Source organism: Microcoleus sp. B4-C2, assembly GCF_036705265.1.
Classification (GTDB): Bacteria; Cyanobacteriota; Cyanobacteriia; order Cyanobacteriales; family Microcoleaceae; genus Microcoleus.
The window spans coordinates 36687-60581 of the sequence record NZ_JAUBUB010000016.1; the positions used below are offsets into that span (position 1 = coordinate 36687).

General features: G+C 46.1%; 21 protein-coding genes. 9 read left to right on the forward strand and 12 right to left on the reverse strand.

Going from position 1 to position 23895, the window contains the following annotated elements:
* Positions 1-27: 27 nt before the first annotated feature.
* From QUB20_RS07945 to ribE, 5 genes are all read right to left on the reverse strand, one after another.
* Positions 28-1011, reverse strand: coding sequence for a glycosyltransferase (locus QUB20_RS07945; RefSeq protein WP_333057979.1), 984 nt, complete (start codon positions 1009-1011; stop codon positions 28-30).
* A gap of 60 nt (positions 1012-1071) precedes the next feature.
* Complete coding sequence (locus tag QUB20_RS07950; RefSeq protein WP_333212101.1) at positions 1072-2295, reverse strand: glycosyltransferase; 1224 nt, start codon at positions 2293-2295, stop codon at positions 1072-1074.
* 33 nt (positions 2296-2328) lie between these two features.
* Positions 2329-4125, reverse strand: a complete 1797-nt coding sequence (locus QUB20_RS07955; protein WP_333245382.1) for an ABC transporter ATP-binding protein — start codon at positions 4123-4125, stop codon at positions 2329-2331.
* 43 nt (positions 4126-4168) lie between these two features.
* Positions 4169-5314 (reverse strand): glycosyltransferase family 2 protein, encoded by a 1146-nt coding sequence (locus QUB20_RS07960; protein ID WP_333245385.1) that lies wholly within the window; start codon positions 5312-5314, stop codon positions 4169-4171.
* Between the two features lie 291 nt (positions 5315-5605).
* On the reverse strand, positions 5606-6319 hold the full coding sequence (gene ribE / locus QUB20_RS07965) for a riboflavin synthase (RefSeq protein WP_333245388.1): 714 nt from the start codon (positions 6317-6319) through the stop codon (positions 5606-5608).
* A 638-nt stretch (positions 6320-6957) separates the two neighbouring features.
* On the opposite strand from ribE, the gene QUB20_RS07970 reads away from it, so the two are divergent.
* From QUB20_RS07970 to QUB20_RS07985, 4 genes are all read left to right on the forward strand, one after another.
* Positions 6958-7464: a bifunctional nuclease family protein gene (locus QUB20_RS07970; protein ID WP_333245390.1), complete on the forward strand. Its 507-nt coding sequence runs from the start codon at positions 6958-6960 to the stop codon at positions 7462-7464.
* 5 nt (positions 7465-7469) lie between these two features.
* A complete protein-coding gene (locus QUB20_RS07975; RefSeq protein WP_333245393.1) occupies positions 7470-8600 on the forward strand; it encodes an aldo/keto reductase in 1131 nt (376 codons plus the stop codon).
* A 981-nt stretch (positions 8601-9581) separates the two neighbouring features.
* Entirely contained in the window at positions 9582-12806 is a 3225-nt protein-coding gene (locus QUB20_RS07980) for a PAS domain-containing protein (protein WP_333245396.1), read from the forward strand.
* Positions 12807-13112: 306 nt separating this feature from the next.
* Positions 13113-13643 carry a hypothetical protein gene (locus QUB20_RS07985; RefSeq protein ID WP_333245398.1) on the forward strand — a complete coding sequence of 177 codons (531 nt, stop codon included), beginning with the start codon at positions 13113-13115 and terminating at the stop codon, positions 13641-13643.
* Between the two features lie 210 nt (positions 13644-13853).
* Here QUB20_RS07985 and QUB20_RS07990 read toward each other — a convergent pair whose 3' ends face one another.
* Positions 13854-14963, reverse strand: a complete 1110-nt coding sequence (locus tag QUB20_RS07990) for an extracellular solute-binding protein (protein WP_333245401.1) — start codon at positions 14961-14963, stop codon at positions 13854-13856.
* A complete protein-coding gene (locus tag QUB20_RS28645; RefSeq protein ID WP_445299383.1) occupies positions 14960-15169 on the reverse strand; it encodes a phycobiliprotein lyase in 210 nt (69 codons plus the stop codon). The genes QUB20_RS07990 and QUB20_RS28645 overlap by 4 nt, the downstream gene beginning before the upstream one ends.
* 63 nt (positions 15170-15232) lie before the next feature.
* Between QUB20_RS28645 and QUB20_RS08000 the strand changes: the two genes are divergently transcribed.
* The 3 genes from QUB20_RS08000 (at position 15233) to QUB20_RS08010 (ending at position 17649) form a co-directional block, all read left to right on the forward strand.
* Positions 15233-15391, forward strand: a complete 159-nt coding sequence (locus QUB20_RS08000; protein WP_333245404.1) for a hypothetical protein — start codon at positions 15233-15235, stop codon at positions 15389-15391.
* A 164-nt stretch (positions 15392-15555) separates the two neighbouring features.
* Positions 15556-16827 (forward strand): transposase, encoded by a 1272-nt coding sequence (locus QUB20_RS08005; RefSeq protein WP_333245408.1) that lies wholly within the window; start codon positions 15556-15558, stop codon positions 16825-16827.
* Between the two features lie 423 nt (positions 16828-17250).
* Positions 17251-17649, forward strand: a complete 399-nt coding sequence (locus QUB20_RS08010) for a hypothetical protein (RefSeq protein ID WP_242715966.1) — start codon at positions 17251-17253, stop codon at positions 17647-17649.
* A gap of 281 nt (positions 17650-17930) precedes the next feature.
* Here QUB20_RS08010 and cobT read toward each other — a convergent pair whose 3' ends face one another.
* The 4 genes from cobT to QUB20_RS08030 form a co-directional block, all read right to left on the reverse strand.
* On the reverse strand, positions 17931-19037 hold the full coding sequence (gene cobT / locus QUB20_RS08015; protein ID WP_333245410.1) for a nicotinate mononucleotide-dependent phosphoribosyltransferase CobT: 1107 nt from the start codon (positions 19035-19037) through the stop codon (positions 17931-17933).
* A 73-nt stretch (positions 19038-19110) separates the two neighbouring features.
* On the reverse strand, positions 19111-19866 hold the full coding sequence (locus QUB20_RS08020) for a DUF2232 domain-containing protein (protein WP_333245412.1): 756 nt from the start codon (positions 19864-19866) through the stop codon (positions 19111-19113).
* A gap of 178 nt (positions 19867-20044) precedes the next feature.
* Entirely contained in the window at positions 20045-20542 is a 498-nt protein-coding gene (locus QUB20_RS08025; protein ID WP_333245415.1) for a universal stress protein, read from the reverse strand.
* A gap of 90 nt (positions 20543-20632) precedes the next feature.
* Positions 20633-21346, reverse strand: a complete 714-nt coding sequence (locus tag QUB20_RS08030) for a Crp/Fnr family transcriptional regulator (RefSeq protein WP_190663937.1) — start codon at positions 21344-21346, stop codon at positions 20633-20635.
* 259 nt (positions 21347-21605) lie between these two features.
* On the opposite strand from QUB20_RS08030, the gene QUB20_RS08035 reads away from it, so the two are divergent.
* Positions 21606-21827, forward strand: coding sequence for a hypothetical protein (locus QUB20_RS08035; protein ID WP_333245418.1), 222 nt, complete (start codon positions 21606-21608; stop codon positions 21825-21827).
* 123 nt (positions 21828-21950) lie between these two features.
* Here the strand turns inward: QUB20_RS08035 and QUB20_RS08040 are convergent, their stop codons facing one another.
* The gene (locus QUB20_RS08040) at positions 21951-22271 is read right to left on the reverse strand and encodes a hypothetical protein (protein ID WP_333244118.1); all 321 of its coding nucleotides are present in this window, start codon (positions 22269-22271) and stop codon (positions 21951-21953) included.
* A gap of 186 nt (positions 22272-22457) precedes the next feature.
* Between QUB20_RS08040 and QUB20_RS08045 the strand changes: the two genes are divergently transcribed.
* Positions 22458-23648: a transposase gene (locus tag QUB20_RS08045; protein WP_333245421.1), complete on the forward strand. Its 1191-nt coding sequence runs from the start codon at positions 22458-22460 to the stop codon at positions 23646-23648.
* Positions 23649-23895 lie beyond the last annotated feature (247 nt).

The following is a 23895-nucleotide window of genomic DNA, read 5'->3' on the forward strand; positions in this document are numbered from 1 at the left end:
CCTCAAGAAATATTATTTATGAGCTGTTTAGCCAGCTAATTTTGCACGCCCCAATATCAAGCTGCGTTCTTCTGGGCTCATGCGAACCACACGGCTAATTCCGGCCCACTTACCACGGACAAAACTCCCATTTATCTCCACTTCCGCTGGATTCATCCGCCCCAAAGCTGCTCTTAAAGATTGAATCAGGACATTTTGGGAAGCTTTCACCGCATCGATAATAAATTTCAACAGCCAATCTCGATAAGAACCAGACCAGAGAAGAGAATCGCCCAAAACTTGAGAGGTTCCTAGACCATAGTTAATGTCGATCAAGTATTTTTGAGAAGTACGCCTAGCCGGAATAAAGTGTCTTAACTGACAGTCGGGAGTGTACCACAGGTCGTATCCTGCTCCGTAAATCCGCAAAGCGATTTCCACATCTCCCCCTGATATGAGCTTAGTTCCGATGCGATCTTGAAGTAAGGGTTTATCTATCCAGCCAGTATGAGCGAGGGCTGCTCTATTCAGAACTAATCCTGCTCCCACTAAACAAGATTTTTTTTGGGGTTCTGTACCGTGTTCTTGTTGTGCGAAGGAGTACCCATAATTCAATACATATTTGGCTGGTAGAGTTTCCCAATCTAAAATTACTCGACCGCCAAAAGCGCCGCAGTCGGGATGAGCTGCTGCAAATCTAACAGCTTGTTCCACCCAATTTTCTGCCAGGAAGCAATCGTCATCTACAAAAGCAATCCAATCAGCAGTTGTATTTTTAACGCCACAGTGGCGGGCATAGGTTAATCCTTGCTGTGTTTCTGATACTGTAGAAAGCTGGGGAATTTGCCCCATCACTCGATATTTTTCGACAATTTTCTGCGTATTATCGGTGCAATTATTGTCAACTACTAAAACCCTCCACTCTAGGTTGGGTGAAACTATTTGTTGGGAAATAGCTGAGAGAGCTTTGTCTAAAAGGGGAGCATTGTTATAAGTACAAATTACGATATCAATCGGCGGAAGCTTACTCATATTTAACTATTCTTCCCTGCATTCAATATGAAACATATCTCTGAAAAAACTCTCCTAATTTTAGGCAAATTGCTGCCTAATTTTTTCAATTAGTTTTAAAGAGCGGGGATATTCCCCAAACAGACCTACAACACCGCCCCACAACTCGGCTAGAATCATGGGCGGAGGCAATACATGGCATCCTCTGACACTTTGTTGCAACTGATTTAACTGATTGGCAAACCACCAGGCTACAAGCCAGCGCAATTTCGAGCGTTGGCTCGGATCGGTCTGATAAGATTTTACGACAAAAGCCATAAAACCTAAACCCCACGTCCAATACTGGCGGCGCAATTTTTCATATTCCCGACGGTGTTGGTGAAACACCAGATAGCGAGGCTCATAGACGAGGGGATAGCCAGCGCGAACAACTCGATAAAACATATCTAAATCGCCACCGCCGGGGAGAGGCGCACCTGTATCGAGTGCATCATCAAATCCCCCTAATTTCAGTAGAACATCTCGGCGAAATGCCATATTGCAACCAGCTCCAAATATGCCAGCCCCACAGGGGTATAAGGGATTATAGGGCAAGATTTGACCATAACGAATTTTTTCAAAACCGCGTCGAAAGCCTCCTCTGCTTTCAAATAAAATTTGGGCTTCAGTCACTAACTCATAAGGCAGCACTAACCCTGTAAAACCGCCAGCATCAGGATTTTCTGCCCAAGCTTCCCTCAAGCCTTTGAGCCATTGGCGATCGGGCGTGACATCATCGTCAAGAAAGGCTAATAGTTCGCCCGTTGCTTCCTGCAAGGCGCGATTGCGAGCGAAGTCTAAACCGGGTTTTGGTTCCCGGCCATAGCGAACTCCTGGTAGAGAGTCTACCAATTCCTTCGTTCTTTCATCTGAAGGTGCATTATCAATTACTAACACTTCAAAGTAAAGCTTTTCACCCAAAATAGGTGTTTGCAACTTGAGTAAATGTTGCAGGCACCGCGCCAAGTTGTCCGGCCGATCTTTCGTACAAATTGCTACTGTCAGCGGCGGAAAGGGATCGCCATTTTCGGCAGGAGTTAGCTCTTCTCTAATCGATTCCTGAAGTAACTTAATGCCAACCTCCCGTTCAATGATTTTAGCTAAATCTTCAGGAGAAAGGACGGTCTTGGGAGGAAGAGGCTGCATGATCAAACCAACAGCTTTATCTTTGCGCCGCACAACTAAGGCAATTCCTGTATCCTCCTCAGAAATTATCAGATTTGGGAGGGGCTGTGTCACTTCAATGTCAAGGATGGGATAAGGCATAAATAATTCACCAACTTACTCTTAGTTTTTTACTTAGTTTTGTACGTTACGGTGTTGCAAGTGATAAAGCTTGGCGAAGAGGCCGTCGAGTTTCAGCAAATACTGGAGGTTGCCTTGTTCGATCGCCCTGCCATTTTCCATCACAATAATTTTATCAGCATTTTCTATCGTCGATAAGCGGTGAGCAATGACAATGACGGTACGATCCTGGCTGAGCGTATTGAGGGCATCCTGAATCAAGTTTTCGGCAATACTATCCAGAGCATTCGTTGCTTCATCCAGAATTAGAATATCTGGGTTGCGGACAATCGCCCGAGCGAGGGCAATGCGCTGCCTTTGCCCGCCAGAAAGGCGAACGCCGCGATCGCCCACTTTCGTGTCATACCCTTCCGGCAGTTGGCTGATAAAATCGTGAGCATTGGCAAGTTTTGCCGCCTCAAAAATTTCTGCCTCGGTTGCTTCTAAACGCCCATAGGCGATATTATCCCTCACCGTCCCGCTAAAGATATGGACATCTTGGCTGACAATCGCAATTCGTTTCCGCCAGTCCATTAAATTAAGTTCTTTTAATGAGCAGTCGTCAACATAAATTCCTCCTGATGTTGGCTCGTAAAAGCGGCAGAGGAGGCTGATGATCGTAGATTTTCCCGCACCCGATGGCCCCACTAAAGCAGTCGTTTCGCCGCGTTTAAACTCGACGGAGACAGCCTCTATTGCCGGCCGATCTTCAGGATTGTAAGTTAAGGAAACTGACTCAAAATAGATCGTCTGCTTCAGCTTGTCAAAGGGAACTGTACCAGAGCGGATGTAAGGTTTATCCGAAGTGTCTAAAAAAGACATTACCACTTCAGCAGAACAGGCGGTAGAGACTAAACCTAACCTCGCGATATCTAGTTGTTGCACCTGCGGTTGCAAGCGGTAGAGGATGAATAAAAAAGTCAGCAGCGTTGGCATAGCTGACTGGTTTTGCAGGAGGGCGATCGCCAAAATTGCTAGCAGGAGGAGTGCGGAAAAAACTTCATAGAGCGGATTGATGAGCCCTCCCAGCATATCGAGTTGCAAAAAGGTGTTTCGCACCTGCAGGGAAGCGCGATCGAAGCGTTCTTGCTCGTAAGATTCCCGTCCAAAGGAGCGGATGGTTTTCATCCCCCCTAATCCCTCCCACATTCGGACAGCGAGCTGAGAATTGGCGTCTACTGCTTGCTGTGCCAGATGTTTGACTCGCCGCGTCACAAACTGGATGAACTGTGAGATGAGGAAGAGCGCTATACTGATAATTAAGGTGAGTTGCCAAGAGATGAGCAGTAACAGCGTCGCCAGGACAGTAATCGTACAAGCAGACGTAATCAAGTTAACAAACAAACTCAAAGCTTTGCTAGTCTGCCAACTCTCTGTTGCCAAAATATTCATAATCTTTCCCGATTCGCTGCGCTCTAAGAAAGAGTAGCTAACAGTTAAAGTTTGGTTAAAAATTTGGCAGCGCAATCGGTTGCTAATTCGCGAATTTAACCAAGCAAAAAGCAGAGAATTACTATAGACAATCAGGTTTTTGATGAGGATGCTGACTAAAATACAAGATGGAATGATTAAGGCGCGGTAGCCAGCAGGGACACCAGCGAATATCTGGTTCAGAGAATCAATGAAAGAATTGCCAGTTATAGCCTGAGCTTGTTCTTGCTGTAAAGTTTGCAAAAAGGGAATGAATAAGCTAATGCCAAAGCCGTCGGAAAGGGAAGCAAGCATACCCAAGGAAATCATTGCCGGGATAGCCCAAGGATAAAGCTTGAGGAGGGGTAGCAGAGTTCTAATAGCCTGAATTTCTTTTTTCATAAGACAACTCTGCCTTTGTCGGTGGCGTGGCGCTAATTTTTACTTAAGGGAGCGTGTCAATATTTGGTTGATTTCGCTGGACAAGGAGGGAAATTGACTGGTGAAAAATGTTCCCTATCGTTACCATGAATTCGATCTTTTTGCGCCGGAGCTCTACCAACACCTCCCGGCCCATCGGTTGGTTCTCAGAGTATGGCGTATCTTCTACTCTCACAGGTGCATCTAGAGCATCCTGATGTTTCCCAGACTGGGATAATAGGTTTAGAAGGCTCTTTCCCAATACTATGTAAAAGCCAGAACGTAATAAGGGTGAGATGCACTCAGTTTTTAAAGCTTGGAATAACCAAAAGAGCGCGGTGCGATCGCGGCCGTTGCGGCTGCTTTGGTTCGCTAAGTACAGCAAAAAATTACTGGTAGATAATCGGTGCAGGAAATCGGGAATTTCGGGATGCCGTTGCTTGGCCGCTTGCAGCATCAAAGATTGAGAATTCGCCATTGTCGTATAGTTGGTAGACATAGTGTTATACATTCTGCGATAGCCAATGGAAAATTCCGGCACGGCTCGAAATTGATAAAGCTCTGCTATCCGCAGGTATAAGTCCCAGTCTTCACAGCCTTGAGCATTCCTTTCCTTCAATGTCTTGTCATAAACCCCCACCTTTTCCAAACAACTGCGACGGATCATAGAAGCACTCGCGTTTCCTATAAAGTTGTGGCAGATTAGGGTGGCGTACACGTCACCTTCAATTCTAAAAGACCGGAATCCTCCTGTTAGCAATCCTTTTTCATCTAAGTCCACTGTCCACGAATAGACTACCCCTACTTCTTCCCCTCCCTCCAACATAGATTCAACTTGTTTTTCTATGTTTTCAGGATACCAAATATCATCGGCATCAATGGGGGCAATATATTCTCCTCTGGATTTCTGAATTCCTAAGTTTCGAGCAACAGCGACTCCAGAATTTGGCTGTTTCAGAAGCTGGACGCGAGAATATTTTTGGCCAAATTTTTCGACAATTTCAGGGGTTCGATCTTGGGAACCGTCATCGACTACTAAAACTTCAATTGCTGGATAAGTTTGAGCTAAAACTGATTTCAGAGTTTCTTCAATAAATGGCTCAGCGTTGTATGCAGGGATAATGACTGAGACGAGAGGTAAATTGGGAGATTTTTGAGAATCTGGCTGCATTGCTTTTTAACAAGATTTTTCAATTTTTTTTCTTTGTAGATTGGCATATCTACCTTACACTCGTCGCAGTCAGGACTTACACAGTCGCTGGAAGAGATAGCCAAGAAACCCCTAATAAAAATTGTACCGCCTTCTCTGTTCAACGTCAATGGTATATAGCACGTATCAATGAGTTGTGCAAAGCAAGAGAATGGTGATAGACTACAACTAAAAGTTATATTCTAAATGATAAAAAGATGCTAGTCGGCCCACAGCTACTTCGTTCAGCAATGATTTTTATTGTTTCATTGATTACATAAATCCGTGTTCTGCTAAGAATTCGGGTGTAATTGTTCCTAAACTGTTGATTGCGGAATCTTCTTCCCAAGGTTCGGGATGGGATTTTGAGCCGCTGCGGAGAAATTTGGCGACATATTTGCCCAGAATATCTGCTTCTAAGTTTACTAAACTTCCTGGTTGCAAATAGCTGAGGTTTGTCTCACCAAAACTGTGGGGAATGACAGCAACTTCAAACCAATTACCGTCAGCATCGCAATCTGCCACGGTTAAGCTGATGCCGTTGACGGCGATGCTGCCCTTGGAAACGATGTAAGGTGCGATTTGACGTTGCCATCCCGAATTTGCTGCTGGTGGGGCAGTAAAGCGCATCTCCCAAGCGTTGGCGGTTTGGGTGGATGTGGCTAAAGTGCCGATCGCATCTACGTGCCCCGTCACAAAATGTCCCCCCAATTTGCTACCGGCGCGCAGGGAGGTTTCTAGGTTCACCAAAGCATCGGGGAATGATCCCAGAGTAGTGCGCCGGAGAGTTTCTGGGGAAGCGACGGCGACAAAACCTTGCGGCAGAACTTCCACTACCGTCAAACAGACTCCATCCACGGCTACGCTGTCCCCAATGGCTAAATCTTGTAAAATCTGGTAGGAGTTGCTTGATGTGCAGGAAATTTGGAAGTAATCGTTGCCTAACGACTTCAGCTTTCCGAGAGATTGAATCAGTCCTGTAAACATAAGTATTTTTCCTTAGTCGATCGCTTATTTACATGAAACCACAGGCACAAACCAGACGCAGGAGGTTTTGCTGTCCCCCTGTCCCCCGGAGTCAATCGAAAATCGAAAATCTAAAATCTAAAATCGATAGTCCCAGATCAGTTGCAGATTCAGGCGAAGATCGAGTCATACTGGATTTAGGTCATCTTTATGTCCGAGTTTTCTACCGCCTTGCAGTTTCTTAATTCTGTCAGTAACCCAGCCCTAAAACCAGGGACTGAGCTTGTAAGAGCAATCGAAGCAAGCTGTGCTGACGGGCCTCAGCCTTAACTGGCTACGTTATTTGAGTCACGACACTCCTTGAATGCGACGCTAGTTTTCCGCTCTGTCATTTGCAATTAAACAGTCTTAAGGTCACTGAGACAGTGTTGCAAGTCTAACAAGCTCTCATAACATTGACCGACAAGCGAACATTACCCCGAAAGGGAGCCGGAGACAACCATATCTCCAAAGAGGGGCAACCATACCCCTCTACCCCCGAAAGGGGAAAGGGGATTCAAGGTGGTGCTCACTGAGCGTAGTCGAATGTGTTGAAACCGCCCATGTTGTTTCCCTCTCAGGACTAAAGTCTCTGAGTTTCCCACTTACCGAGCATTTTTATGATTGAAATGAAAGTCGCTGGAATTGCCTTAGATGCAGCCACGCGCAGCCCTATTGTCCTATTGAGAGACTCTACTGAGCGACGCGCTTTGCCTATTTATATCGGTCAGGAGCAAGCAAAAGCTATTATTAGCGCGATCGAAGGCCACAAGCCTCCTCGGCCCTTAACTCACGATCTGATGGTCAATTTCTTAGAGGCATGGAGTCTTACCTTGGAGCGTATAGTTATTCACTCGCTGCAAGATAACACGTTCTATGCCGTCCTGATCGTCCGTCAGGGAGAAGTTAAAAAAGAGATCGATGCCCGACCTAGCGACGCGATCGCCCTAGCCCTGCGAACGAACTGCCCCATCTGGGTGATGGAAGAAGTCGTCGCCGATGCTTCGATACCGGTCGATCGAGATGCTGATGAGGCAGAACGCCGGGCCTTCCGGGAATTTATCTCAAACCTCCGTCCAGAGGATTTGATTAAGAGAAGCGGCTTGGGCCCGGGCGAAACTTCCTAAACTTTATGCGCTATCGACGGTTTGGCAAAACGGAGTTGCACCTGTCTGTATTTTCCTTGGGAACCATGCGCTATTTGGCTTCTGAGGAAACTGCCTGTCAGACTGTACAACAGGCCCTGTCTCAGGGAATCAATCACCTGGAAACGGCGGCGGGTTACGGTTGCAGCGAGGAATATCTCGGTGCGGCCCTGTCGGCTGGTTTGTCTGTCCATCGATCGCGCCTTCACGTCACTACAAAAATTTCCCCAACCGAGGATGCAGCAGCAATGGAACGCTGCATCGACGCATCCCTCAAACGTCTGAATTTAGACTATATCGATTGTCTGGCAATTCACGGTTTGAATACTTGGGAACATTTGGCGATTGTGCGAGATCCCACAGGCTGCATGAAAGCTGTAAGTAAAGCCCTGGGTGATGGCCGAATTCGGCACGTTGGCTTTTCGACTCACGGGCCTCTGGATCTGATTTTGGCTGCAATCAATACAGATTTGTTTGAATTTGTCAATCTGCATTATTACTATTTTTTTCAGCGCAACGCCCCGGCAATTGAACTCGCCAAAGACAAAGATATGGGCGTTTTCATCATTTCCCCAGCCGATAAAGGAGGGCAACTCTACACGCCCCCGGAAACTCTCGCACAATTGTGCTCGCCTTTCTCGCCCTTAGAGTTAAACTATCGGTTTTTACTTAGCGATACGAGGATTGGGACTTTGAGTGTGGGCCCTGCAAATGCGACAGAATTAGAGCAACCCCTGAAATATTGCGATCGCGACTTTCCCCTCACCAATGCCGAAATCGCTGCGTTCGATCGGCTAGAATCGGTTATTGCAGCCACTTTGAAAACCGACAAATGCAGCCAGTGCTATGCCTGTTTGCCTTGCCCGGAAAACATCAACATTCCCGAAGTATTGCGACTCCGCAATCTCGCCGTCGGGTGCGACATGACTGACTTTGGCAAATACCGCTATGCCATGTTTGAAAATGCCGGACACTGGTTTCCCGGCAGCAAAGGCAACCGCTGCACCGATTGCGGCGAATGTTTGCCCCGGTGTCCCGAAGAGTTAGACATCCCAACTTTGCTCAAAGATACTCACCAGCGACTCGGTGGCAAAGCAGGCAGGCGGTTGTGGGATTGAAAAAAATGTGAAGCAGGGAAAAGGCGATCGAGCGTATCTAAGTGTTGCAATAATTACGCTAAACTTTGGTTTAACCTGACATCTTGCACCATTCTCCAGAACAGGCTTTCCGGCCTGTTCCACAAAGAATTAATTTCTTGTGGGGAGTAGGGGTTGGGCAGGAGAGCCCGCCCATAAAAACCTGATTGAGAATGGTGCAACATCTCTGTTTAACTGAATTTACGATACAGTCGATCGATAAACTACTTCGTTTTACGACTGTATGCGCGATCATCCCGATTTTGTAAAAAGCGTTTTTGAGGAATGCGAGTATCTTGCACAGCAACGCCTACATACAGCATATTCCATGTATATGCGGTACACACAATCTTGTCGTAAGTAAGGTGCGTCGCCACCAGTCAATCTGCAAGTTTCATTAAACATGAGCAGCGACGCACCCTACATAACAATGTACCAACAATTAAGGCGGATACTGTACTTCATGAACCACCGAATATGCTGTATAACCGCTAATACTCCTGTGAAAGCACTCATTTGGATGCTCCCAACACACTTTAAATAGGAGCCGACAGTATTATATGTAAAAACAACTAAATAACACAATCTAATTAACAGCGAGAAACCGATTTTTTTGAGAATACCCCAGTCATTTTCTTGCTTGGTTGACGGCGACGAGAGGCAACAATTTTATGATGATATCATGTCCGATCGATTAACCATAATATCCCGGTCGGGGCGGGTTTTGGAGATTGTCAATTATTGGCAGGTATTTTTGGCTCACGAACCCCTACAAAAATCTCGGTCGCTCGACCGGATAGGATAGGAGTGATTAACCGAACTCGATATAAAATCTAAAATCGTTCAACTGAGCGCTCACGCTAAAGTCTAAAATCTAAAATCTAAAATCTAAAATCTAAAATCTAAAATCTAAAATCTAAAATTGATTGCTTGTCATCTATAACCGATCCCGCATCAACTACTATGGCTCATACTCAGTTAAACGACAGCCAGCAAAATTGTCTGCAGCAAACTAAAGTTGCGACTTCCGAAAGAAGATTGAAAGCAGCTTTCAAGCCGTGTACCTACAACTTATCTGTTACCAGAAAACAGCTAATCGGACTGCTAACTTTACAAACAATCTTGCCCGTCGGACTAACGACAGCAGCAATTTGGCTAACATCGGCAGTTGGAAGCAATCAACTGCAAAATCAAGCTAAATCAGAACTGAGCCTTAGTGAAATTAACTATAATCTACCACTCGATCGCGCCGCCGATCGTTTGCAAAACTCCTCTGACAGCAAAACGATCGCCCAAACAGCTTTAGCTTACAACAGTGGCAAAAAACCATCATATTTGCAAAAATCTGTCAAGCAAATTCTAGAAAATCAAGTCAAAACAGGGGAAATAGACAGCGCGGCCTTAGTTGGAAAAAACAGGCAGATAGTGGTTAGCGTCAACCCCAACCAGAAGGGAAAAAGTTTTAACCTGCAACAAATAGTCGATCGAGTATTCGCTACAAAAAACCCAATTACCGCTACCGAAATCATTGCTAAATCAGAATTTCAGGAACAATTGGGATCTTTGTCGCCCGGAAAGGGCGATCGACCTGTTCTCCTCCACTACGCAGCAATTCCCATAAAAGATCCCAAAAATCAGACAGTGATTGCGGCCTTAGTGTTAGAAAAAATTATCAGCCAAACTTCGGCGGTTGCTAACACCGAAACCCTCAAATTACAGGGCGGCGGATATCAGGCTATCTACGCACCGCTGGCTGACGGCAAATTTGTTTTGGCTTCGCAAACATTTACAAAAAACCAACAGTTACCAGACTTGCTGGCAGAGAAATCGCTGCTGCAATCAGCAGTCGCAGCCGCCGGCAAACCAGTCACCGGAAACGTACAAACAGCCAGTCAAACTTATGCAGTAGCTGCCAAATCCCTTGGCAATTTAGCGGGAAAACCCGCAGCAATTTTAGTGCGATTCATCCCCAAAACATCAATAGAAACTTGGTGGGCAAACAACTGGCTGCTGGCAATGTCTGCGGCTGCCATTGTCCCCTTCGCCTTGGGAGTTGCCGTCACCCGCCGGATTGCTAAACGCGCTAACTCAGATTTATCAACAGCAGAGGGGAATTGGGCATTTAACTCCAGCGCCGAACTGTCGCAGCGATCGCGGACATTTGATATAATTTATGACAATTTAAATTTCGGCGAATTCCCCGATTTATTTCCTAAAAAATCTAGTTTAGATGGTCAATTAGCAGTCGATTTTCGATATAAAAAAATTGCGGGCGCTCGACCGATCGCAAATCCCCACATCCCGCTTGCTTTCCAACCCCTAGAATTGCCCGCAAACTCCGTCTCAAACCAGTCGCGGCAGGTAAATACAGAAAATACAGAATTAGAAAAAAGCGCGATCGCCTTAAATCTAGTCCAGGAAGCTTGGCAAGACTTAAATCGCCTCAACTGGGAATTGCAGCCAGAAATAGTCGATCGCCAAAACACTCAAAAAGCCCTGCGAAAGAGCGAAGCACTGCTGCAAGCGATTTTAGACAACTCAACAGCAGTAATTTACATCAAAGATGCTGACGGAAAATACCTGCTCACCAACCGCCATTTTGACAATTTGTTCGACATCGCCAAAGAGCAAATAACAGGGAAAACTGACGGCGATATTTTTGCCCAAGACAAAGCAGCAGCCCTGCGAGAAAACGACTTGAAAGTTCTCGAATCCTCCTCGCCCCTAACCATCGAAGAAATCATCCCTCAAGACGATGGCCCGCACACTTATATTTCTCTGAAATTTCCCCTCTGCAACTCCGAAGGTAAAGCTTATGCAGTCGGTACAATTTCTACAGATGTGAGCGATCGCAAACTTGCCGAACGCACCCTAGAAAAAGCCAAAGCAGAACTAGAAATAGAAGTCGAACAGCGCACCCTATTCCTCAAACAAGCCAACGAACTCTTGCGGTTTGAACTCGCCGCCAGAGTCCGCGGCGCCATCACAGTCAGACAAATGACGGCTCAAGTAGCCCGACACGCCAGAACAGTTGACGGCATTCTCGGTGCTTCTCTTGACCTAATTTTTCTAGTAGATCGATCGGGAAAATACACCTATGTCAGCCGCACCGCCGCTCAAGCTGCCGGCATGAACCCCAGAGAAATGATTGGCAAAACCTGGCAGGAATTAGGCTGGCCGCCAACAATTATGCAGCGGGTTCACCAAGAATGCCAGGGCATATTTGCCACAGCCGAACCCGTCAAAGGCGAAGTAATTGTCCCCACCGCAAGCTGGGGAACCCGCGACTACGAGTACATTCTCAGCCCGGTTTGTGCGACAGACGGCAGCGTCGAAGCGGTGGTGGCGACACTTCGGGATATCACCGAACGCAAAGACGCTGAGGAAGCATGGCAGTTGGCTAAAGAAGCCGCAGAACTCGCCAACCGCGCCAAGAGTGCTTTTCTGGCAAATATGAGCCACGAGTTACGCACTCCCCTGAACGCGATTATCGGCTACAGCGATATGCTAGCGGAAGATGCCGAAGAGTTAGGCAACTTACAGGTAGTCTCGGATTTAGACAAAATTCGCACTGCTGGCAAACACTTGCTGCGCCTAATTGACGACATTCTAGACATTTCCAAAATTGAAGCTGACAAGATGGAGATTTACCTCGAAAGCTTCGATGTTGGAGGCTTAATCGAGGAAGTAGTAACAACTATCAAACCGCTAATGGATAAAAACGGCAATACTTTGCAAGTATTGAGTTCTGACAATATCGGCGCGATGCACGGCGATTTGATGAAAGTGCGGCAGGTAATGCTGAATTTGCTCAGCAATGCTGCTAAATTTTCTGCTAATGGGGCGATCGTGCTTACTGTCGAAAGAATTACCAGTGAAGAATTAAAAAATAAATATCAACCGAGAGTTGCTCAAATGTTAATTTTGGATGCAGATTTTTTAATTTTCCGAGTGACGGACACGGGTATCGGCATGACACAAGAACAACAAGAGCGACTGTTCCAGCCTTTCACTCAAGCCGACAATTCAACTACTCGCAAGTACGGCGGTACTGGTTTGGGACTGACTATCAGCCAGCGTTTTTGTCAGATGATGGGCGGCGATATTGAAGTTTCTAGCGAGTTAAATTGCGGTTCTACTTTTACTGCTTGTCTGCCTGCTTCATTGTTTAGGCGATCGGAATTTTAACAATGAAAGCAGCAGCAATAAGAGTCGGGGGTTGAAACCGCTACTATACAAACAATGTCCGCCTCCGCGGACTGAATAATAATAAAATTAACTTGTTCCCAGGCTCTAGCCTGGGAACCTAAATCTAGAGGCTCTGCCTCGCTTGGAAACATGGAGGCAGAGCCTCCGGATCTGCGTTACTAGGCTCCAGCCTAGTAACGAGTAATTTAAAAAATTATCTGCGTTTATCCGTGTTTATCTGCCTTACATCTGCGGTTTCTGTATCAATGAATGATTTATGCAATCTTGTCTAATAATATGATGAATATGATGAATTACCCCAAAATGCGCCACGAAAATCAAGTTTCTCCCCGCAGGCATGGCATTTTGACAAAAAGTTTATTTTTGTTCCCGATCGCCTGTTATGCGTGCCTAGGAGCCTTGCTGTGGGGACAATCTGCGGCTTTTTCCCAGGAGCCTGTCTGCCCGACTGGCAGCGCTGCTAATTTCCCGTCGCCCCCGCTTTCGCAAACCGAAAAAAGCGTGCCGAGTCTGTGGTTAGCTCAAAAACTATTTGGCGGCAAATTGCTCGATCGCTGGTTTGTCGATCCCGGCAATACTTGGGTAATTCTCATAGTCAACCGCCAACTTTGGAGTTTGCTCGATTATATGGAACGCTATCAGTTTGTTAACCGCTTTGGCACTGTCGCCAACGATTATGGTTACAATGTGCGAGTTTGCAACCGTCAAGGCACTGCTTTGGCAGTTTATTCATGCAAGGGCGATCGGCTTAACTGTCGGATTGATTTAGAATCTCTCTCAAATCCAGGTCTTCGAGGAAGGGTGAAAGGCTTTTAGATTAGTGTCCTTACAAGAGTTAGGACACGGCGCCGTGCCTTTGGGAGTGTCAACTTAAGGTCAAACCCATAGTCCGGCAAGGGTTGAAACCCCTGCCTCAAAGCTAAAGTCGTCTGAAGACGACTAATGAGTTCTTCAGTCCTCTTTGAGAGGACTTTAGCTATTAGACAGGGGTTTCAACCCCTGGCGGGCTCGCGGGATGACTGTAATTTAACTTCTCACTACTTGCCTAGTTTCTTGCCAGAGCGATCGATACAGCGAAATGCCCGCATCCCCAAACGGCAGCAGAAAGTCGCTAGCAGCAAGAATCTTAGCATCCGGCAACAACACAGAATTAGTGCGAACAGCTTCCGGTAAATCTTCGGGTTTCATGCCAACAATTATCGGCGAACTAGCCTTTGCCAGCAAAGATAATTGAGGAGCAACCCGAGGCTGCAAGCAAAAATCAATCCATTTTTCCACTAAAGAAACTGGATTCCCTGATGCTGGTTGTACCCACAAATCCGTCCAAAGTGCAGTTCCCGAAACCGGAACTACTAAAGCAATATCCTTTTGAGTTTGCAGCAGCGGCAGCAAGTCCCCAGAGGAACCTACTGCCAACCAAGTATCGCCTAAAATTAATGGTTGCAGGTAAGCGTCAGAACTATAAAGTTTAACTTGTTGGTGCAGATTTGCGAGTTCTTTTTTAAGATTTGGGACTTGATCTAATTGCTGCGTATTGTAAGATTTTCCGAGTTTTTTTAATGTTAAACCGATAACTTCTCTGGCACTGTCCGGGAGAGAAATTCGATCGCGCAATTCTGATCGCCACAAGTCTTTCCAATCTGTCGGAGTCCACCCCAAAGCCTTAAATTTGTCGGTTCGATAGGCAATTACCGTACTTCCCCAGCGGTAAGGTGCAGCCCACACTTTACCTTGAGGATCTAATTTACCCTCATCGTTACGCCTGACGAGTTTTTGCCATCTTTCGGGCAATTGTGACCAATTAGCAAACTTAGCAGGATCGATCGGCTGAATCAATTTTTGCCTAATTGCCAAAGTCAGCCAGTAATCTCCCAACATCACCAAGTTAGCTTGATTTTTTGATTCGGGAACCCGTTTCCACTCCTGCAACAGGGCGAATAATTCTTTTAATTGTGGTTCTTGCGTTACCTGTAAAAGCGGAGACGGTTGTACATCGCGCCTAAATTTGCTTACCAGTTGGGCCGGAATACCGTTTTTGAGCGATCGAATTTTGAGAATGGGCTTCGAGTCGCACCCTGCCGCCAATTGACTTAAAGTTAGGGTGGCGGCCCCCAATAGCAAAGACCTTCGTTTCACCTGTCAATCCGCTTTTCTAAATATTGACCCATCGTTTTGTGTTCTACAGCCGGGGAAATAATTGTTTGTCGAGTCCGGTAGTTGGCGCCGATTTGTCTTATTTCTTTTTCAAACACAGAGCCATTGTACTCGGTTCTGCTGCCAAGAGAGTCTGTTTGACCGAAAGCATCCAGGATACAATCCCCCGAATTTATCCATGGGGTCAATGCTTCAATTCTAAAATCTAAAATCTAAAATCTAAAATCTAAAATCTAAAATCGCGCAATCGATTGGCTCTTGCCCTGATTTTACCTTCTACCTTGTCGATCGAGCTTTCCGATGCCGAAAACTCCCTCAACTTAACGCCTAATTTCTGTGCGAAAAGTTCCTTTGAGCCAGTTGTGCTCGCCAGCCGGGTCGATCGACTGCATCTGTGTTACATTTTTTAACTATTCGAGGGGGTCTGGGGGAGCAATAAGTCCCACACCATAATCTTTGATTTGGTGTTGCGATACATGGACGCCCCCAGACCGATTTTATCCGGTCAATCAGGCGTGAAATCGGTAGCATATGTAGGTTTATAGACCCGTAGTTCTGTGTTAGAGTTGACTGTATGACTCTTATCATGAACTACTGCTACCGAATTTATCCCGACGCCAACCAAGAAGAAACGATGCTTCATTGGTTGGAAATTTATCGCAAGGTTTATAACTACGCTTTGCGAGAAATCAAAGATTGGGTCAATTCGCGTAAATGTAGTTTGGATTATTGTTCGCTGGAGAGAGAATACATCATTCCAGCCGACAAGCCATTCCCTACCTATTACGCTCAACAGAACGAACTTCCCAAAGCGAAGAAAAAGTTCCCGTTGTTGGGCGAAGCCCCTTCTCAAGTTCTGCAAACTACCATTCGCAGATTGCATGATGCTTGGAATTATTTTCAGTCGCGGGGGTTTGGCTTTCCTCGCTTCAAGAAGTTTGGACAAATCAAGTCCATGCTGTTTCCTCAATTCAAAATCAACCCCATTACGGGATGGCAGATAAGCTTGCCCAAAGTTGGGAAGATGCCTATCAACTTGCATCGACCTATCCCAGAGGGGTTTGTGGTTAAGCAAGCACGGGTTTTGAGGAAAGCTGATAGGTGGTTCGTTGTAGTGACAATTGAGTCTGATATGTCGATACCTGACGCTCAACCGCAGGTCGATGCGCTGGGTATCGATTTGGGACTGTCCAAGTTTTTGACAACCTCGGATAAAGAGTTTATTGCTAGACCCCGATTCTTGACATCTTTGTACCGCAAGCTGGAATTGCTGCAACGTAAGTATGCCAGAACGAAAAAGGGTTCTAAGAACCGTGAGAAAGCTCGAATCAAGGTTGCCAGATTCCACAACCACATCGCTAGAGTTCGGAAGGATTGGCAATTCAAACTGGCTAACCATTTGTGTACCAAGGAAGGTATTGGGATGGTCTTTGTTGAGGACTTGAACTTGAAAGCGATGTCCAGGGGGATGTTGAGAAAACATACCTTGGATGCTGCTTTTGGTCAATTTCTCAATCTGTTGGAGTGGGTGGCTAAAAAGCATCAAATCTACTTCCTCCGGGTCAATCCAGATGGAACATCTCAAACTTGCCCTAAGTGCAACACGCATACGGGTAAAAAAGAGCTTTCCGAACGAGTTCATAGATGTGGTGAGTGCGGATACGAAACAGATAGAGATCATGCAGCATCAGAAGTCATTAGGTTGCGTGGTTTGGAACTCATCAGTACGCAAGGACTTTGCGGAATAGAAAACGCCTATGCAGTCGGTCTGCCGGGGATTGATGAAAGTCAGTCTAGGTCAGAGGCGAAATCCCGCAAGGGGAAAACTAGGAAAACCCAGCAGTGATGTTGGGAAGCCCACACCATAATCTTTGATTTGGTGTGGGAGGATGTCACTAACTAAAAAAACTAAAAATCCACTCATCTGAATCCTGAAAGCACGGGCGAGAGCGAAGTCAATCTAATAGGACGCTCTGCGATCCGACTCTCAGAAACCAGACGTTTTAACTCTGATTGAAGGTTTGAACCAAGAATGGGGGTTAACCCACCCGGTTGCTCTGTCCAAGACTATGTAAAACCTAAAATCTAAAATCTACAATCGACTCACCAATGGCGAGCGATTATCTTCAAGCTGGCTCCCTAAATCTACCGTCAGGATTGGGAACACAACAATTAAGTCAAAAATTAAATAATTTAGTGATAAATCCAAGTTATGTAAAGATTTACCTAAAATGTAAAGATATTAAGTTACGAGCCAAAGGATAATTGTATGGAAGCGCTCCGCCAGCAAGTTACAGTATTGAGCCAACAAGTCGAGGCCCTCTACAAACTCATAGAAAACCTCAATGAAAAGCTCTTGGAGTCGGCCAAGGAGACGAAGCTGACCCAGCAACAGAGAAACGATCGCTCTGGAACGCTAGGAAATGACCAAACCTCGCCCTATCAAAGCTACAGCAGTCTCGATGGCCTCCTCGAACACAAAGACATACTGTTAGATGACAGCTACTTCGACAAGAATTCTCAAAGCCTGGAAAAAGAGCTGAGCGCAGAGATTCAAATCCAGCGCTTAACTGCTCAGCTAACAGCAGCTTACAATCGAATTGCCGCCTTGGAAGAACAGTTGCTCTCCAAAAGAATGCACTCGCAACATCTAGGCGGGCCTAATTAAATATTGCTAGCGGGGAGCGGGTAGTAATAAAAAAAAATACAAGTTGCGTTGATTTATGCTCGTCTACTTATAGATTCATTGCATAGAGTTTTTTATCTCCCGCAATTAGCAGGAAGAATACTGCATGAAAGCGAGATATTGTGTAGAAATAGGAAGGCTATTTCTTTGGTGAACAAGATTTTTTTACAAACCGCAGAGGGCGCAGAGGACGCAGAGAGATAGAAGAAAGAGAAGAAAGAGAGAAGTTCACAAATCTGGCATCGATTCTTATAACTATCTACTTAATGTTTAATCTCACAGCGCGAGGCTAAAGCTTCAACAGCGTGGAGGAGTTGAGTTGGAGTCCAATTTGCAGTCAAGCCACTGGCGATCGCACACGCTCCCGCACCGACACCTTCCTTAACATAGCCGCGATCGTAAGCTTGCAGTTGCCCGTAGCGAGATCCAGCAAAACTTAGCTGCGCGGCCAACAGAGGCACACCGCCGATCTCATTAGCAAGTCCTACCGTGTCTCCTGTAGGGTCTTTGGCCACCCAGCGCGTAGTCCCCACCGCAACTTGTTCGGGACTCCATAGCAGAGCATATTCACGGGCTAAGGCTTCCATCAAAGCGTACACTGCCAGCATTTGCGTACCCCCAGCCAGAAGCACCCCGCAAGTCCGACTCGCGGCGATCGCCATTCCCGCCACCGCTATTTGCATCGGATCGCCCACCGCCGCTACCAATTCCAAGGGAGTGCTGTTTTGTCCGTTAATTTCCCACTCAGCATTATTGAGTCCCGCTGTCACTGCAGCCAATTTTTGAGCGTGATTGCAGCGAGGATGAGAACTATTAACTTTGCCCGCCGCTGCAATACCCAAACCCATTAACACGCCCAAAGCAGTAGTCGTTCCCCCAACTACGCACTCCCCTAAGATTAAATAACTGCCATTAGTTTGAGCAGCCAATTTAGCTCCCCAAATTAATCCTTGTTCGAGCAAATGTTTGACTGTTTCGAGTTCTAAAGCATTCCCAGAAATCAGACACTTTGCCGGAGTGCCCCCCAAGTCAATTGCAGGTACGGGAGGTGGGAGGGGCAAACCAGCATTAAATAGGTAAAGCGGAAGTTCCAAAGCTTCGACTACAGCGCGAGATATTAGTACCGGCGAGGCACCCGCTTCTAGGGGCGGCAAAGGATATTGGGGCGACGGTTGGGGGCCGTTATACAAAAATTCTGCATCGGCTAAACAAGTAAATTGTCGATCGTGCGGGGTTGCTCCTGCTGCTGAAATCCCCGGAATTAAGCCTGTCGCGGTAAATCCTAACACGCAGGCAAATATCGGTTTTCGTCCTCGATAGCGATCGAGCCATCGCTGCCCCTGTTCTATTTCTGTATAAATACCAATCATAAATTAGTCATTAGTCATTAGTTATTAGTTATTAGTCAACAGTCAACAGTCAACAGTCAACAACTCCCAATAACTACTCTTCATAATCGATCAAAAGTTGCACCCAGCTTGGCGGCCGCGGAATTGGATTTCCCAAACGATCTAATAGCAGCAAAGCTACTAAATGCACTACAAATAAATAGACAATATTGTTAACTAAAATCATCCCGGCTGCGATCGCCCCAATTGTGTCCAAACTCGGTACATTAAGCCAGCCCAGCTTCACAAACACCCATTCCACCATCTCTGTTACCTGGGCCGTTACGTAAACCCATAGATCCTGACCCACCAAGGCTGACAGCAGCCAAAACCGAAAAAAGAAGCCGACAGTACCAATGAGAGCACCCACACTAATAGAGAGTGACCAACTCGCTTTGCGCCTCCAAAGTCCTCCCAGTGCAACTCCCATAATTCCAAAAGGCATCACGTATAAAATGCTCCGCGTCGGGCCCATTAGTACCGACAGCAGCAAACCCGATACCAAAGCTGCCATCCAAGCTGCTCGGTTGCCCCAGCGCAAGTAAACCAGGGCGATGGGTATCGGAAAAAAAACCCGCAGCAAAGGCCCCAGCGGAAAGTAATAATTTACCAGCCAAATTAAGCTAGCGGTACTTGCCAAAAAAGCCGTTTCTACCAGCCTTAAAGGCGCTTCCCCAGAGATGTGCTTCCCCGGATCGGGATTTGGGCGATCGCCAGTCATTGCTGAAATATCGGCGGTTTGGGGCTCGTTATTTGTACTGGGTGAACTACCCGAATTAGACGCAGCATCTGCTGACAAAAAATCACTCATCCGATTTTAGATTTTAGATTTTAGATTTTACGGGACTGGCCCCCGATACGGCTGATTCCCGGTTTCAGTGTTTGGATGCCTCGCCGCCAAATTTAATATTGCTCGCAGAAACCGGGAATCAGCCAGGAGCGCAAGTCTTATTTTCGATCGATTTTTTCAGCAAACATTTTCAGCAGCATTATTTTTCAATTTTGCCTTCCTGGATTACCAAAACCGAACAAGATGCGTGGTGAACGACATAATTGCTGACACTGCCGAGGAAAGCTTCTGCGAACCCCGTGCGGCCGCGCCTCCCCAATACTATTAAATCTGCGCCCCAATTTTCGGCGGCTTCACAGATACAATGCCCCGGATTGCCGTCCTTTTTGCAGTCAAATTCTACCTGCAATCCTTTTTTTGCTGCAGCGTCGCAGTAATTTTTTAGCAAACCCGAAGCGTGTTTTACGTCGCTTTCCAGCCGCAAACGTTGAGCTTGATAAGCTTGATCCATTAACTCGACATTCATGCCCAAATCTACCGGAATTGGCACTGCCGTCTCCCCCAGCGTGCTGACAGTAACGCAGTTAAATAGCATCACCTGGGCGCGATCGTTCAGAGCTAATTCTAAAGCTTGCGTGAAGACACGGTGGCCCAGTTCAGAATCATCTAAGGCGGCGAAAATTTTCTTAAAACTCACAGCTTTACCTCCTGCAGGAAATCATTAATATCACTTAGTTAACAGAGAGTGCTTTTGAATTAGATTCAATAAAAGCAAACTCTGATACTTCTAGACTAACAGACGCTCTAAGGCGTGCAGGTCGGGAATGCACAAAACGTCACGTTCGCGCTGAATAGTTCCTTTTTTTTCCAGCTTGCTGAGCACTCGCGTTACTGTTTCGCGAGCCAGCCCGCTGAGGCTGCTTAATTCTCTGTGTGGCAGGTTCGGTATTTCTGTACCTCCTGTTTCCAGGATTTTTTTGCCTTGCCCTTCGGCCAAAAATAAGAGAATATCTGCTACTCGCGAGGTACTGTCGGACTCTCGTAAACGCAGGCGGCGGTTGACTTGTCGCAGGCGACGCGCCATCAGTTGAGCTAGGCGAATGCCTGCTAGAGGCTCGGTATGAATGAGCTGCACAAAATCCTGAGATGGCATATTGCCGATCAGTGTCGGGGCTAGGGTGATCACATCTGTCGATCGCGGTGCTTCTTCGATCGCGGCCATTTCCCCGAATAATTCTCCTTTCCCTAAAATATTCAGTGTTACTTCTTTTCCGTCTAGGTTGTAGGTGCGAATTTTCACCCAACCATCCAATATAAAATACACTGATGTTCCCCAGTCATTTTCGAGTAAAATCACTTGATTTGACGGATGACTTCGGGTAACGATGTGGACAGTTGCTCTCTCGATTACAGGATCGGGTAATCCTGCAAAAAAAGGAGTAGAAACTATCAATTGATTTATATTAGAATTCGGGTCTCGGGTGTTAAAGCGGTCTTCCATGAGGCCATCATTTTAATTTATGCGCTTGAGCTGCGCTGGGCAGTTACAAATAGCTTGCAGCCGAGTCATTCGATTTGAGATTCCAGATTTGAGAAACAAGGATCTAAAATCGGCAATTTTACCTCTAAAGTTTTGCGGTCAAAGGCTCAATATGGTAATTAATAGCCTCAAGCTCTGATTGGGAGCTAGAAACTAAAGAATATACCATAATTTTTTAGATACATACCACTGAGCAAATTTTATTAACAAAATTTTAGCTATGTGGCAAACGACTGAGCCGATCGAATTACCTTTGAAAGCACTTCGCGAAGACAAGCTTAACACTGCTGAGAGATTTGTTGTCACTCGGCCGTGGTCGAGAAGGCAGAATCCACGATCGCAAGCCTGCAAGCACCGCAGACAGATCCCAAATCCGAGCAACTGCCTAGAACCGGGCAAATGTCAGCTCGATCGGCAAAATCCACAGCCATTGCGAGCCTAAAGGCTGGCGCTCTTGGCGAGCGAAACCCACCCACTTCCCAGCAAACTTTTCTGCTACCCCAAGATTATTGTACCATTAGTATCTAGCCATGAATACAGATAAAAGGCTATAATAAAAGGTTACTCAAACCAACTGTACGGGGACAATCCCGAATCCCGGCATCCCAACTCGCAAATTGTTTGAGGTTTTTTCCCAGTCGGTGAAAGATCGAGAGAGAGTGGCGCGCCGCCACGCTAGCCAAACTCGGGGTGACGGGTGTGCGATCGGCAGTTGTAGCGGGTGAGGACAAAAGTTTGTGCGATCGCAGCTATCCCGACCAGGAATCGGCCTCGGGCCGGCAAACAGGAAACCACCCGGCAGAGAATTCGATCGCATTTGCAGTTGATAGAAACGGGCATTTGGTGTGGAAGTACCGGCTAACCTATCATAGACAATAGAAGTCATCCAAAGACAAAAGGTTAATTAACAGTTGTCACAAAATATTAGTTAATTATTGACTGACTCGCATTCAGATTCTCAAAAAACAGGGTTTAAAACCCCGTCCTAAAAGGACGGCTTTAATTGTAAAGCTTTGTTGCAATACCAAGTGCCCTATGCTGAATTGTGTAGCCTAAGATAGGAGGTAAAACCATGCTAGTTTTCGAGTTTAAGGCCTACGGAAAATCAAATCAGTTCAACGCAGTAGACGAAGCAATTCGTACCGCAAAGTTTGTCCGCAATAGCTGTATAAGGTATTGGATGGACAACAAAAAAGTGGACAAATACGATTTGAATAAATACTGCGCGGTACTGGCGCGTAATTTCCCGTTTGCCGACGAACTCAATTCAATGGCTCGACAAGCCAGTGCAGAACGAGCATGGTCTTCTATCTCCCGATTCTATGATAACTGCAAGAAGGGTATTGCCGGTAAAAAAGGGTATCCACAATTCCAGAAAGATGGTCGCTCAGTTGAGTACAAATCGACGGGGTGGAAACTTGCTAACGATCGAAAATCAATCAACTTTACCGACAAAAAAGAAATTGGGCGGTTAAAACTAAAAGGCACACGCGATCTACATTTTTACCAAATCAGCCAAATAAAAAGGGTGAGATTGGTCAAACGTGCTGATGGCGTGTACGTTCAATTTTGCGTGGATGTTGATAGAAAAGAAAATACAGAACCCTCTGGTACTACGATCGGATTAGATGTGGGTTTAAAAGAATACTACACCGACTCGAACGGAACTACGGTTGAAAATCCTAGATTTCTGAGAAAAGGTGAAAAAGTCCTCAAACACTCTGGGCGTCGTGTATCTAGGAAAATAAAAGGTTCAAAAAACAGGGGCAAAGCTCGGCATATTCTAGGCAAGCGCCATCTTAAAATAAGTAGGCAACGTAAAGACCATGCAATAAAACTTGCACGGTGCGTAGTTGGGTCAAACGACTTGATAGCCTACGAAGATTTGAGAATCAAAAATATGGTGAAGAATCATTGTCTGGCCAAGTCTATTAACGACGCATCTTGGTATCAATTCCGTATCTGGCTTGAATACTTCGTCCAAGTATTCGAGAAAATCACGGTTGCGGTGAATCCACAATACACCAGCCAAGAATGTTTTAGTTGCGGTGAAATTGTCAAGAAAACGCTATCTACTAGAACCCACGTCTGTAAATGTGGTTGTGTCTTAGATCGTGATGAAAACGCAGCTAGAAACATCCTAAGTCGAGGATTGGGTACGGTAGGGCATACCGGAACTTTTGGCCTTGAGCCAAGCAACGCTTTAGGAGAATTGACCTCTACTTTGGTTGGAGAAATCCTGCCTCAGCAAGTTGGCTCGTAGATTAAAGAATCCCCGCGCGTAAACGCCGGGGAGTGTCAATCTATCTATTGGCATCGCTGCCGCCTGACAATCAAGCATCCAGGATACAAGCCCCCGAAATTATCCGTGGAGAAATAAAAAACCTGTATCCGCTGAAACTTGCCCCCCGAAATTATCCGTGAGGTCAATGCTTCAATCTAAAATCTAAAATCTAAAATCTAAAATCGATTGACTTCAGTCTTTTTTTGGTAAAGTTTCTCCCAAGCCG